At 56.3% G+C, this 12,426-nt stretch carries 14 protein-coding genes and 1 tRNA gene; all 15 read left to right on the forward strand.

Translation table 11 applies throughout. From position 1 onward, the window contains the following. The first annotated feature begins 298 nt into the window (after positions 1-298). The 15 genes from ACFQUU_RS03120 (at position 299) to nuoK (ending at position 12,408) form a co-directional block, all read left to right on the forward strand. Positions 299-1,279: an NAD(P)H-quinone oxidoreductase gene (locus ACFQUU_RS03120; protein ID WP_382242523.1), complete on the forward strand. Its 981-nt coding sequence runs from the start codon at positions 299-301 to the stop codon at positions 1,277-1,279. A 128-nt stretch (positions 1,280-1,407) separates the two neighbouring features. After that, complete coding sequence (gene tpiA, locus ACFQUU_RS03125) at positions 1,408-2,154, forward strand: triose-phosphate isomerase (protein WP_382242525.1); 747 nt, start codon at positions 1,408-1,410, stop codon at positions 2,152-2,154. Positions 2,155-2,193: 39 nt separating this feature from the next. Continuing rightward, positions 2,194-2,604: a preprotein translocase subunit SecG gene (gene secG / locus ACFQUU_RS03130; protein WP_382242528.1), complete on the forward strand. Its 411-nt coding sequence runs from the start codon at positions 2,194-2,196 to the stop codon at positions 2,602-2,604. 76 nt (positions 2,605-2,680) lie between these two features. Further along, positions 2,681-2,765 (forward strand) — tRNA-Leu (locus ACFQUU_RS03135). Between the two features lie 100 nt (positions 2,766-2,865). Then, positions 2,866-3,225: an NADH-quinone oxidoreductase subunit A gene (locus tag ACFQUU_RS03140; protein WP_119768761.1), complete on the forward strand. Its 360-nt coding sequence runs from the start codon at positions 2,866-2,868 to the stop codon at positions 3,223-3,225. 3 nt (positions 3,226-3,228) lie between these two features. Continuing rightward, positions 3,229-3,705, forward strand: coding sequence for an NADH-quinone oxidoreductase subunit B family protein (locus tag ACFQUU_RS03145; RefSeq protein ID WP_057291632.1), 477 nt, complete (start codon positions 3,229-3,231; stop codon positions 3,703-3,705). A 22-nt stretch (positions 3,706-3,727) separates the two neighbouring features. Beyond that, positions 3,728-4,324: an NADH-quinone oxidoreductase subunit C gene (locus tag ACFQUU_RS03150; protein ID WP_382242533.1), complete on the forward strand. Its 597-nt coding sequence runs from the start codon at positions 3,728-3,730 to the stop codon at positions 4,322-4,324. Then, entirely contained in the window at positions 4,324-5,577 is a 1,254-nt protein-coding gene (locus tag ACFQUU_RS03155; protein WP_382242535.1) for an NADH-quinone oxidoreductase subunit D, read from the forward strand. Before ACFQUU_RS03150 ends, ACFQUU_RS03155 begins: the two co-directional genes overlap by 1 nt. A 33-nt stretch (positions 5,578-5,610) precedes the next feature. Next, positions 5,611-6,090 carry an NADH-quinone oxidoreductase subunit NuoE gene (gene nuoE, locus ACFQUU_RS03160; RefSeq protein ID WP_382242538.1) on the forward strand — a complete coding sequence of 160 codons (480 nt, stop codon included), beginning with the start codon at positions 5,611-5,613 and terminating at the stop codon, positions 6,088-6,090. Further along, positions 6,087-7,382, forward strand: coding sequence for an NADH-quinone oxidoreductase subunit NuoF (gene nuoF / locus ACFQUU_RS03165; protein WP_382242541.1), 1,296 nt, complete (start codon positions 6,087-6,089; stop codon positions 7,380-7,382). The genes nuoE and nuoF overlap by 4 nt, the downstream gene beginning before the upstream one ends. An 86-nt stretch (positions 7,383-7,468) precedes the next feature. Then, positions 7,469-9,805 (forward strand): NADH-quinone oxidoreductase subunit NuoG, encoded by a 2,337-nt coding sequence (nuoG, locus tag ACFQUU_RS03170; RefSeq protein ID WP_382242544.1) that lies wholly within the window; start codon positions 7,469-7,471, stop codon positions 9,803-9,805. Continuing rightward, positions 9,805-10,872, forward strand: coding sequence for an NADH-quinone oxidoreductase subunit NuoH (nuoH, locus tag ACFQUU_RS03175; protein WP_382242547.1), 1,068 nt, complete (start codon positions 9,805-9,807; stop codon positions 10,870-10,872). The genes nuoG and nuoH overlap by 1 nt, the downstream gene beginning before the upstream one ends. An 18-nt stretch (positions 10,873-10,890) precedes the next feature. After that, on the forward strand, positions 10,891-11,379 hold the full coding sequence (gene nuoI, locus ACFQUU_RS03180) for an NADH-quinone oxidoreductase subunit NuoI (RefSeq protein ID WP_382242550.1): 489 nt from the start codon (positions 10,891-10,893) through the stop codon (positions 11,377-11,379). A gap of 45 nt (positions 11,380-11,424) precedes the next feature. Beyond that, positions 11,425-12,087, forward strand: coding sequence for an NADH-quinone oxidoreductase subunit J (locus ACFQUU_RS03185; protein WP_382242553.1), 663 nt, complete (start codon positions 11,425-11,427; stop codon positions 12,085-12,087). A 12-nt stretch (positions 12,088-12,099) separates the two neighbouring features. Then, a complete protein-coding gene (nuoK, locus tag ACFQUU_RS03190) occupies positions 12,100-12,408 on the forward strand; it encodes an NADH-quinone oxidoreductase subunit NuoK (protein ID WP_057291623.1) in 309 nt (102 codons plus the stop codon). Positions 12,409-12,426 lie beyond the last annotated feature (18 nt).

Consider the following 12,426-nt stretch of genomic DNA (forward strand, 5'->3'; position numbering starts at 1 on the left):
AGTTTGCCTGCACGAAATTGTCTTGCCGTTTGGAAATAAAACCAGCTTGAATAGTTCCCAACGTTTTTGTAACTGTTCCAGGCATATTCGTTACAACTTTGTCTTTAGTGTTTGGCATGCGAACTGGTTTGGACTGACTAGAATTGTCTGCGTCCTGTCCGTTGGGATTGTTGCGTGTAGTCAACTAAATGCCGGGCGAAATACGCGCTGGCGCAACCCCCCGGTCCATGTGCCGATAAAACTGAATTTCGCGTCTGACGTAAAATGCATTTCTGACCATTCAACTTTTATTCCGACCATGAGAGCTATTGAAATCACACGTCCCGGCCCGCCGGACGTCTTGCAACTTTGCGAGCGTCCCATACCTTCGTTAAAAGAAGGCGAAGTGCTGATCAAGGTACACGCCGCAGGCATCAACCGCCCGGACGTCATTCAGCGGCTCGGTCACTACCCGGTGCCACCCGGTGCGTCGGATTTGCCAGGACTGGAGGTCGCGGGAGAAATCGTGGATGGCGATCTCAGCGTCGGACCATTCAAAAAGGGCGATCTCGTATGTGCGCTTGTCCAGGGCGGTGGCTATGCAGAGTATTGTGCGGCTCCTCTCAGGCAGTGCCTGCCCATTCCTAAGGGATTGAGCGCGGTGGAAGCGGCATCGCTGCCTGAAACCTTCTTTACGGTGTGGAGCAACGTTTTCGATCGCGCAAATCTCGCCGCCAATGAAACACTGCTGGTACAAGGCGGTACGTCCGGGATCGGTGTCACTGCGATTCAGGTTGCCACGGCACTGGGCCATAAGGTTTTCGCCACCGCGGGTAGTGAAGACAAGCGACGCGCATGTGAAGAACTCGGTGCGGTACGCGGCATCAATTACCGTGATGAAGACTTTGTCGAAGTCATCAAGACGGAAACGCAAGGCAAGGGTGTTAACGTCATTCTTGATATGGTGGCAGGTGACTATGTAGGGCGGGAAATCAACTGCCTCGCAGACGACGGACGTATCGTCGTGATCGCCGTCCTTGGTGGTGCAAAAGGCAATATTGACTTGGGACAGGTGTTGAGACGGCGCCTGACCATTACTGGTTCGACACTGCGTCCCCGCTCTGTTGAATTCAAGGAAGCCATTGCACGCAATCTGCAGGCGCGCGTATGGCCGTTAATCGAAGCAGGACAGATCAAACCGGTGATTTACAAGGTTTTTCCTCTGGAAGAAGCGGTCGCTGCCCACACATTAATGGAAAGTAGTACGCATGTAGGTAAGATCGTGCTTCAACTGCAGTAAATTTTCTGGTCTCCGGCCGCCGTTTGCGGAACATCAAAGGCCTGATCGTGGTCATAGTCAGTTGCTTGGGTTTGACCATCCCTGTTGCGCCGCGCTAAAATCAAGGGTTATCGAATTTTTAGGCCCTTATGCGTCGCAAACTAATTGCCGGAAACTGGAAAATGAATGGCAGTCTTGCTGCCAATACCGTTCTGCTCAATGAACTCAAGGACGGACTTCGTGAAGCGAAGAGTTCCGTCGCGGTCTGCGTTCCCGCGCCTTATCTCGCGCAGTGCCAGGCTGCGTTGGCGGGCACTGCGATCGCCTGGGGAGCGCAGGATGTTTCCGTACATGAGGCGGGTGCCTACACAGGTGAAATTTCCGGCGCCATGCTTGCCGATTTCGCGTGCACTTATGCCATCGTAGGCCATTCGGAGCGCCGGTCCTATCACGGTGAAACCAGTGAAATCGTGGCAAAGAAGGCCGAGCGTGCGCTCAAGTCTGGTCTGACGCCTATCGTATGCGTAGGTGAGTCGCTAGAAGATCGCGAAGCAGGTCGCACCGACACTGTGGTCGGCGAGCAGATCGATGCGGTACTGGGGCTGCTTGGGCCGGCGGACCTGGCGAAAATCGTTATTGCCTATGAGCCCGTGTGGGCCATTGGTACTGGCAAGACGGCAACGCCGCAAATGGCGCAGGACGTGCATGCGATGTTGCGCGCTCGTCTAGCGGCAAAGAATCCCGCGGCTGCCGAAACCGTGCAGATCCTGTACGGCGGCAGCATGAAGCCGGACAATGCTGGAGAGTTGCTTGCGATGGCCGACATCGACGGCGGATTGATTGGCGGTGCATCATTGAAGGCTGCCGATTTCCTTGCCATCATCCGCGCTGCATAAACGGCACGGCAGAATTTTTACCTTATTGGAAAGTAACAAATGAACGCTTTGTTCACAGTCATCGTCGTAGTACAGGTCATTTCCGCTCTGACGATTATCGGCCTGGTCTTACTACAGCATGGCAAGGGTGCCGACATGGGCGCCGCATTCGGCTCTGGAGCGTCCGGCAGCCTGTTTGGGGCAACCGGTTCATCCAACTTCCTGTCCAAGTCGACCGGAGTCGCAGCCGCAGTCTTCTTTGGCGCTACGCTGGCCCTTGCCTTTATTGGAAATAACCGTGCACCCGTCAGTGGCGGTGTGATGGAAAACCTGCCGGTTGCGCCTGCCGTGCCGAACGCGCCAGCAACGACTCCAGCGCCAGCCAATGCGCCGGCGACGCAGGGCAATGCAGCACCGGCACCCGCTGCGCCAGCTGGCAATGCAGGTCAGGCAAACCAGATTCCAAAATAAATCTCGATACGGCTTGGTAGTGAGCAATTGTGCATTGAACAAACGCTCCAAAACAGGTTAAAATAGCAGTCTTTGAGCCGACGTGGTGAAATTGGTAGACACGCTATCTTGAGGGGGTAGTGGCGAAAGCTGTGCGAGTTCGAGTCTCGCCGTCGGCACCAATAATTTAAAGCCAGCAAGGGATTTGCCCGAGCTGGCTTTTTAACGAGGAATCTTGGTTTGATTTGCAAATCATTCAACTAACCAACATCCACTCCCATCGTGAACCTCGAAAACTACTTCCCCATACTTCTTTTCATTCTCGTCGGAATCGGCGTTGGCGTCGTGCCGCAGGTGCTAGGTCGCGTATTGGCTCCGCATAAGCCTGACGCGCAGAAACTGTCGCCGTACGAATGCGGCTTTGAGGCATTTGAAGATGCACGCATGAAGTTTGACGTGCGCTACTACCTCGTTGCCATCCTGTTCATTTTGTTCGATCTGGAAACCGCGTTTTTCTTCCCATGGGGCGTCGCAATGCGAGACCTCGGATGGCAGGGCTTCATCACGATGATGGTGTTTATCGCCGAATTTGTCGTGGGCTTCTGGTACATCTGGAAGAAGGGCGCCCTGGATTGGGAGTAAGACATGTCTATTGAAGGCGTATTGAACGAAGGCTTTGTCACCACGACTGCTGACAAGCTCATTAACTGGACGCGCACGGGTTCCCTGTGGCCGATGACTTTTGGTCTGGCCTGCTGTGCTGTCGAGATGATGCATGCAGGCGCTTCGCGTTATGACCTCGACCGTTTCGGGATCGTATTCCGTCCGTCGCCGCGTCAGTCCGATGTGATGATCGTTGCGGGCACACTGTGCAACAAGATGGCACCGGCACTGCGCAAGGTATATGACCAGATGGCCGAGCCCCGTTGGGTGATCTCCATGGGCACCTGTGCAAACGGCGGCGGCTATTACCACTATTCGTACTCCGTGGTGCGTGGCTGCGATCGCATTGTTCCGGTCGACGTGTATGTGCCCGGATGCCCGCCGACCGCCGAGGCGCTCCTGTACGGCATTCTCCAGTTGCAAAACAAGATCAAGCGTACCAACACCATCGCGCGATAAGAGGGCCGCTTAGAAAAGTGATATGACGACGAAAATTGAAACCCTCGAAGCTGCCTTGCGTAACGTGCTTGGTAGCCAGATCCAGGACCTGAAGGTGGCACTGGGCGAAGTGACGGTGGTTGTCGGCGCTTCCGATTATCTGTCCGCGATGCGTGTACTGCGTGATCATGCCGATTTGCGCTTTGAAGAGTTGATCGATCTGTGCGGCGTGGATTATTCGACCTATGGTGATGGCGCCTGGGACGGTCCCCGGTTTGCCGTCGTCAACCATCTGCTGTCAGTCACGCACAACTGGCGCTTGCGCGTACGCGTGTTTGCGCCGGACGACGAAATGCCTGTGGTTGCCTCGCTGGTCGACATCTGGTCCGCTGCAAACTGGTATGAGCGTGAAGCGTTCGACTTCTTCGGCATCCTGTTCGAAGGCCACAACGACTTGCGCCGCATCCTCACCGACTACGGCTTCATCGGCCATCCGTTCCGCAAAGACTTCCCGGTATCCGGTTACGTCGAAATGCGCTACGACCCCGAACAGAAGCGCGTAATTTACCAACCCGTAACGATTGAGCCGCGTGAAATCATTCCGCGTGTGATTCGTGAAGAGAAATACGGGATGAAATAATGGCTGAGATTAAGAATTACACCCTGAACTTTGGTCCGCAGCACCCGGCAGCGCACGGCGTGCTGCGTCTCGTGCTGGAACTGGACGGTGAAGTGATCCAGCGTGCCGATCCGCATATCGGCCTGCTGCATCGCGCGACCGAGAAGCTGGCTGAACAGAAGACCTTCCTGCAGTCCGTGCCCTACATGGACCGCCTGGACTATGTGTCGATGATGTGCAACGAGCACGGCTATGTGCTCGCCATTGAAAAGCTGTTGGGTATCGAAGTCCCGCTGCGCGCGCAGTACATCCGCGTCATGTTCGACGAGATCACACGGATCCTGAATCACTTGCTGTGGATCGGAGCACACGGTCTCGACGTTGGCGCCATGGCGGTCTTTCTCTACGCATTCCGTGAGCGCGAAGACTTGATGGATTGCTACGAAGCCGTGTCAGGCGCACGCATGCACGCGGCGTATTACCGTCCGGGCGGCGTTTATCGCGATCTGCCGGACAGCATGCCGCAGTACAAGGCGTCGGCGGTTCGTAATGAAAAGGCAATTCGCCAGCTCAACGAAAATCGTCAGGGTTCGCTGCTGGACTTCATCGAAGACTTTACCAATCGATTCCCTGGTTACGTCGATGAATACGAGACGCTGCTGACCGATAACCGCATCTGGAAACAGCGTCTGGTTGGTATCGGCGTTGTCACGCCCGAGCGTGCGAAGGCCATGGGATTCACCGGCCCGATGTTGCGTGGCTCCGGTATTGCATGGGATTTGCGCAAGAAGCAGCCGTATGAAGTGTATGACTTGCTCGACTTCGATATCCCGGTTGGCGTGAATGGCGACTGCTATGACCGTTACCTGGTGCGGGTAGAAGAAATGCGCCAGTCCAACCGCATCATCAAGCAATGCATTGAATGGCTGCGCAATAACCCGGGCCCGGTCATGACCGACAACCACAAGGTGGCACCGCCGTCCCGCGTGAGTATGAAGTCGAACATGGAAGAGTTGATCCATCACTTCAAATTGTTCACGGAAGGCTTCCATGTTCCGGAAGGCGAGGCGTATGCCGCGGTGGAACATCCGAAAGGCGAGTTCGGCATCTACTTGATTTCGGACGGCGCGAACAAACCTTACCGCATGAAGATCCGTGCCCCGGGTTTCCCACACCTGCAGGCACTGGACGAGATGGCCAAGGGCCACATGATTGCAGACGCAGTAACGATCATCGGCACGCAAGACATCGTGTTCGGTGAGATTGACCGATAACCGCGCATACAATGCGCACGGATGGCTGACGATATGCTGTTAAGTCAAGAAGCGTACAAAAAAATCGATCGCGAACTCGCGAAATTCCCTGCTGATCAAAGGCAGTCCGCCGTCATGGCGGCGCTGGCGATCGCCCAGGATGAAAAAGGCTGGCTCCCGCCGGAAGTGCTGCTCGACGTTGCCAAATACATCGGCATGGCGCCGATTGCGGTGCAGGAAGTCGCCACGTTTTACAACATGTACAACACCAAGCCGGTAGGCAAGTACAAGATCTCGGTCTGTACCAACCTGCCGTGCCAGCTCTCGGGCGGTGAAAAAGCTGCTCATCACCTTAAAGAGCGTCTCGGGATCGACTACAAGGAAACCACCGCTGACGGCCAGTTCACACTGGTCGAAGGCGAATGCATGGGCGCCTGCGGCGACGCACCCGTCATGCTGGTGAACAACAAGCGCATGTGCAGCTTCATGTCGAACGACAAGATTGATGCGCTGGTAGAGGAACTGAAGAAATGACCAGCCTGCACAACCGCCACATCAACCCGTTGATTCTTGCCGACCTAGACGGCAATAACTGGCACCTTGCTGATTACGTCAAGCGCGGTGGCTATGAAGCACTCAAGCGCATCCTGAACGAAAAGATCGCACCGGAACAAGTCATCGCCGAACTCAAGGCGTCGTCGTTGCGCGGCCGCGGTGGCGCGGGATTCCCGACAGGCCTGAAGTGGAGCTTCATGCCGCGTCAGTTTCCGGGCCAGAAGTACCTCGTCTGCAACACCGACGAAGGCGAGCCAGGTACGTTCAAGGACCGTGACATCATTCGCTACAACCCGCATGCCCTCATCGAAGGCATGGCAATCGGTGCGTATGCAATGGGCATCACGGTCGGCTACAACTATATCCACGGCGAAGTCTGGGCCGAGTACGCGCGCTTTGAAGAAGCGATCGAGGAAGCACGTGCGGCGGGCTACCTCGGCGACAAGATCATGGGCAGCGATTTCAATTTCCAGTTGCACGCGTTCCACGGCTACGGCGCATACATCTGCGGTGAAGAAACCGCGCTGCTCGAATCGCTGGAAGGCAAGAAGGGCCAGCCGCGCTTCAAGCCGCCTTTCCCGGCGAGCTTCGGCCTGTATGGCAAGCCCACCACGATCAACAACACCGAAACGTTTGCCGCGGTGCCGTTCGTCCTGCGCATGGGCGGTGAAGCCTACGCGGCACTGGGCAAACCCAACAACGGCGGCACCAAGATTTTCTCGATGTCCGGCGACGTGGCCCGTCCTGGTAATTACGAGGTTCCGCTCGGTACGCCGTTTGCGAAACTGCTGGAACTGGCCGGCGGCATGCGCGACGGCAAGAAGATCAAGGCCGTGATTCCGGGCGGCTCGTCGATGCCTGTGCTGGCCGGTGATGTGATGATGGCGACCGACATGGATTACGACTCGATCGCCAAGGCTGGATCGATGCTCGGGTCCGGCGCGGTGATCGTCATGGACGAGACGCGCTGCATGGTCAAGTCGCTGCTGCGCCTGTCGTACTTCTATTACGAGGAATCCTGCGGACAGTGCACGCCATGCCGTGAAGGCACTGGCTGGCTCTACCGGATGGTGCATCGTATCGAACACGGCCAGGGACGCGCAGACGATCTCGACATGTTGAACTCGATTGCCGATAACATCCAGGGCCGCACGATTTGTGCGCTCGGCGATGCGGCTGCGATGCCGGTTCGTGCAATGGTCAAGGTCTTCCGCGACGAGTTTGAGTACCACATCGAGCACAAGCGCTGCATCGTTCCGGCTTACAACTGACGGAAGCATACACAGCGCAGTGCGCTCCCGAATTCGATTACAAGCGGTACGTATAACGTACCCTACAAATACTTAGGCAAATAGCCATGGTTGAAATTGAAATTGACGGCAAAAAAGTAGAGGTGCAAGAGGGCAGCATGGTGATGGACGCTGCCAACAAGCTCGGCACTTATATTCCACATTTTTGCTATCACAAGAAACTGTCGATTGCGGCCAACTGCCGCATGTGCCTCGTGGAAGTGGAGAAGGCACCGAAACCCTTGCCTGCGTGCGCAACACCAGTCACGAATGGCATGATCGTTCGTTCCAATAGCGAAAAGGCGGTCAAGGCGCAGAAGAGCGTCATGGAGTTCCTGCTGATCAATCACCCGCTGGATTGCCCTATCTGCGACCAGGGTGGTGAGTGCCAGTTGCAGGATCTGGCTGTAGGCTACGGTCCGTCCGCTTCCCGCTACGAGGAAGAGAAGCGCGTCGTTGTCCCCAAGGATGCCGGTCCGCTGATTTCCATGCGTGAAATGGCGCGCTGCATCCACTGCACACGCTGCGTTCGTTTCGGCCAGGAAGTCGCCGGCGTCATGGAGTTCGGCATGCTGAACCGTGGCGAACATTCCGAAATCACGACTTTCGTCGGCAATAGTGTCGATTCCGAACTGTCGGGCAACATGATCGACCTGTGCCCGGTTGGCGCGTTGACGTCCAAGCCTTTCCGCTACAGCGCACGTACATGGGAATTGTCCCGTCGTCGTTCAGTCAGCCCGCATGACGGTCTGGGTTCGAACCTCATGGTGCAGGTCAAGGGCGGTAAAGTCATGCGCGTTCTGCCGCTCGAGAACGAAGCAGTCAACGAGTGCTGGCTGTCGGACAAGGATCGCTTTTCGTACGAAGGCCTGTACAGCGCCGATCGCCTGACCGTTCCGATGATCAAGCAGGACGGCAAGTGGCTGGAAACCGACTGGCAGACCGCGCTCGAATACGTTGCCCATGGTTTGCGTAACATCCGCCACGAGCATGGCGCCGACGCGATTGCCGCGCTGGCCGCACCATACTCGACACTGGAAGAACTGACCCTGCTGCAAAAACTGGTACGTGGCCTCGGCTCCGACAACGTGGACTTCCGTCTGCGCCAGTCCGACTTCAGCCTTGACGGCAAAGTCACACCCTGGCTCGGTATGTCGATCGAAGAATTCGGTCAGGCACAACGGGCGTTCGTAATCGGCTCCTTCCTGCGCAAGGACCATCCCTTGCTGGCCGCTCGTCTGCGCCATGCAGCCAAGCGTGGTTCCAAGGTCAGCATTCTGAACGCAACCGACGACGAGCTGCTGCTGCCGGTCGCCAATCGCATGATCAAGGCACCGTCCGAGTGGTTGTCCGGGTTGAGTGAAGTCGTGGTCGCCATCGCTGCCGCCAAGGGTATCGCTGCACCAGCCGGCTTTGCTGGCATCGAACCGGGTGAAGTCGCCAAGGGCATCGCGGCCAGCCTGCTGTCCGGCGAACGCAAGGTAGTCGTTCTCGGCAACGCCGCTGCCCAGCATCCGCAAGCATCGCAGCTGCATGCTGCAGCCCAGTGGATCGCGCAGAATACGGACGCCAAATTCGGTTACCTGACCGAAGCAGCCAATACCGTCGGCGGCTATATCGCCAATGCGATTCCCGGCAAGGGCGCCAACGCACTGCAAATGTTTGCACAGCCACGTAAGGCCTATGTCGTGATGCACGCCGAGCCGGAATACGATTGCTACGATCCTCAGGCCGCACGTGCCGCACTGAACCAGGCTGAAATGGTTGTCGTCATGTCGCCGTACAAGCATGGCACTGAATATGCAGATGTACTGCTTCCGATTGCACCGTTCGCCGAGACTGCCGGCACATTCGTCAACTGCGAAGGCCGTGCCCAGGGATTCAACGGTACCACCAAGCCGCTCGGCGAAACACGCCCGGCATGGAAGGTATTGCGCGTTCTCGGTAACCTGCTGGATATCGGTGGCTTTAACTACGACACATCGGAGCAAATCCGTGTCGAGGTGCTTGGTACCAAGGTGTCCGAAGAAGCGGAGCTCGGAAGCAAGTTAAACAATGTGGCCAACACACCGCTGCAGGCTGCAAAGCCAAGCGAGGCTACGGCGCTTGAGCGCATCGCCGATGTGCCGATTTACTTCACCGATGCCATTGTGCGCCGCGCCGAATCTCTGCAATTGACGACCGATGCCAAGGCACCGAAAGCGTCGGTTTCGGTAATTCTTGCAGAGCAGCTTGGTCTTGCAGAAGGCGCGCAACTCAAGGTCATGCAAGGGCAGGGCAGTGCCGTATTGCCGGTTGCCATTGATATCACCTTGCCCGCCAACGTGGTACGTGTTTCAGCCGCACATCCAAGCACCATCGGTCTCGGTGGCATGTTCGGCCCCATTAGTGTGGAGAAAGCGTAATGGATCAGCTGTTCCTGAACATTAACAGCACCGGCCAGAACCTCTTTGGGATGGTGTGGCCGCTGATCTGGACCATGGCCAAGATCGTCGTGATTGTCTTGCCGCTGATGGGTTGTGTTGCCTACCTGACGTTGTGGGAACGCAAGATGATCGGCTGGATGCACATCCGTATCGGCCCGAACCGTGTTGGCCCGGCCGGCTTGCTGCAGCCTATCGCTGACGCACTGAAGCTGCTGCTCAAGGAAATCATCGTGCCTACGCGCGCTAACAAGGCATTGTTCGTGATCGCCCCGATCATGACCATCATGCCCGCGTTGGCGGCATGGGCAGTGATTCCGTTCGGACCCGAGACCGTGCTGGCCAATGTCAACGCCGGCCTGCTCTTTGTGATGGCAATTACCTCGATGGAAGTCTACGGTGTAATCATCGCCGGCTGGGCATCCAACTCCAAGTACGCCTTCCTCGGTGCAATGCGTGCATCGGCACAGATGGTGTCCTATGAAATCGCGATGGGCTTTGCGCTGGTTATTGTCTTGATGGTGTCCGGCAGCCTGAACCTGACTGAGATCGTCATGAGTCAGAGCAGGGGATTTTTCGCTGACCAGGGCCTGACCTTCCTGTCCTGGAACTGGCTGCCGTTGCTGCCGATTTTCGTGATCTACGTGATCTCGGGCATCGCGGAAACCAACCGCCATCCGTTTGACGTCGTCGAAGGAGAATCGGAGATCGTCGCCGGACACATGGTGGAATATTCGGGCATGTCGTTTGCGATGTTCTTCCTCGCCGAATACGCGAACATGATCCTGATTTCCATGTTGGCGACGCTGATGTTCCTCGGTGGCTGGGCTGCGCCGGTGTCCTTCCTTGACTTCATCCCGGGCTGGATATGGCTGGGCATCAAGACATTCTTCGTTGTATCGCTGTTCATCTGGGCACGTGCGTCGTTCCCACGCTATCGCTACGATCAGATCATGCGCCTCGGCTGGAAAGTTTTTATTCCGCTGACGCTGGCTTATCTTGTGATCGTCGCGGTCTGGATACAGACACCCTGGAACATTTGGAAGTAAAGAAAGAGGCTGATCGCTATGGAAGCCATCAAAGATTTTTTCGGCAGCTTGATGCTGCGAGAACTGCTCAAAGGACTGGCTCTGACCGGGCGTTATATGTTTGCCCGCAAGATTACCGTGCAGTTCCCGGAAGAGAAAACCCCCTTGTCGCCGCGTTTTCGCGGCTTGCATGCACTGCGTCGTTATCCCAACGGCGAAGAGCGCTGCATCGCGTGCAAACTGTGTGAAGCAGTCTGCCCGGCAATGGCCATTACTATCGAATCGACGGAGCGCGATGACGGTACACGCCGTACCACGCGTTATGACATCGACCTGACCAAGTGCATTTTCTGCGGTTTCTGTGAAGAATCCTGCCCGGTCGACTCGATCGTCGAAACCAATATCCTCGAATACCACGGCGAAAAACGTGGCGACCTCTACTTCACCAAGGAGATGTTGCTGGCGGTTGGCGATCGTTATGAGAAGGATATCGCAGCTGCCCGTGCAGCCGACGCGGTATACCGTTGATTTTGGCTGTCCTGGCCTGCGTAAAGCTGACTCACTTGGTCGATTATGGAATTTAAAACTGCTTTGTTCTACGCGTTCTCGGCGATTCTGATTTTCGCCGCAATCCGCGTCATCACCGCCCGGAACCCGGTACATGCCGCGCTCTTCCTGGTTCTGTCGTTCTTTTCGGCCGCCGCAATCTGGCTGCTGTTGAAAGCGGAATTCCTTGCCATTGTCCTCGTCCTCGTCTATGTGGGCGCGGTGATGGTGCTATTCCTCTTTGTGGTGATGATGCTGGATATCGATATCGGTAAAATGCGGGAAGGCTTCTGGGGATATTTCCCGCTCGCTGCGCTTGTCGGTGTCCTGATTGTGCTGCAGATGGCAGCCGTGCTGTTGCATGGATTCTGGGCTCCTGAAACACAGGTCCCGGCGATATCGGCCAGCCTTGGTGATACCAAGGAACTCGGCAAGCTTATCTATACGCAGTACATCTATGCGTTTGAAATCGCCGCCGTCGTCTTGCTGGTCGCTATCGTCGCGGCAGTTGCGTTGACTCTGCGCCGTCGCAAGGACAGCAAGTATTTCAATCCGGCGGATGCAGTCAAGGTCAAGCGTAGCGACCGTATCCGTATGGTCAGCATGAAGGCTGAGTCCGAGCGTGCCAACGGCGGCGCCAGCAGTATCGGCGGTGTGCAGCCGGCTGCACCGGCCGCAGAAAAACAATAAAGGGAAACCACCGTGGCAATATCGCTCGCTCATTATCTGATTCTCGGCGCGATCCTCTTTGCGATCTCGATCGTGGGTATTTTCCTGAACCGCAAGAACATCATCGTGTTGCTGATGGCAATCGAACTGATGCTGCTGGCGGTGAACATGAACTTCATCGCCTTCTCGTATTACCTGGGCGATGCGGCCGGGCAGATTTTCGTTTTCTTCATCCTGACTGTGGCTGCCGCGGAATCCGCGATCGGTCTTGCCATTCTGGTGGTTCTGTTCCGTAACCTGGACACCATCAATGTGGAAGATCTGGACAGCCTCAAAGGTTAATCACAAAAATAACGGATA

Source organism: Herbaspirillum sp. GCM10030257 (assembly GCF_042666555.1).
Taxonomy (GTDB): domain Bacteria; phylum Pseudomonadota; class Gammaproteobacteria; order Burkholderiales; family Burkholderiaceae_D; genus Noviherbaspirillum.

Bases quoted from the DNA above. Each gene is read 5' to 3' on its own strand.
- ACFQUU_RS03155 (WP_382242535.1), top strand. From the start codon at position 4,324: ATGGCTGAGATTAAGAATTACACCCTGAACTTTGGTCCGCAGCACCCG.
- nuoE (WP_382242538.1), top strand. From the start codon at position 5,611: ATGCTGTTAAGTCAAGAAGCGTACAAAAAAATCGATCGCGAACTCGCG.
- nuoI (WP_382242550.1), top strand. From the start codon at position 10,891: ATGGAAGCCATCAAAGATTTTTTCGGCAGCTTGATGCTGCGAGAACTG.
- nuoF (WP_382242541.1), top strand. From the start codon at position 6,087: ATGACCAGCCTGCACAACCGCCACATCAACCCGTTGATTCTTGCCGAC.
- ACFQUU_RS03145 (WP_057291632.1), top strand. From the start codon at position 3,229: ATGTCTATTGAAGGCGTATTGAACGAAGGCTTTGTCACCACGACTGCT.
- secG (WP_382242528.1), top strand. From the start codon at position 2,194: ATGAACGCTTTGTTCACAGTCATCGTCGTAGTACAGGTCATTTCCGCT.
- ACFQUU_RS03185 (WP_382242553.1), top strand. From the start codon at position 11,425: ATGGAATTTAAAACTGCTTTGTTCTACGCGTTCTCGGCGATTCTGATT.
- tpiA (WP_382242525.1), top strand. From the start codon at position 1,408: ATGCGTCGCAAACTAATTGCCGGAAACTGGAAAATGAATGGCAGTCTT.
- ACFQUU_RS03150 (WP_382242533.1), top strand. From the start codon at position 3,728: ATGACGACGAAAATTGAAACCCTCGAAGCTGCCTTGCGTAACGTGCTT.
- nuoG (WP_382242544.1), top strand. From the start codon at position 7,469: ATGGTTGAAATTGAAATTGACGGCAAAAAAGTAGAGGTGCAAGAGGGC.
- nuoH (WP_382242547.1), top strand. From the start codon at position 9,805: ATGGATCAGCTGTTCCTGAACATTAACAGCACCGGCCAGAACCTCTTT.
- ACFQUU_RS03120 (WP_382242523.1), top strand. From the start codon at position 299: ATGAGAGCTATTGAAATCACACGTCCCGGCCCGCCGGACGTCTTGCAA.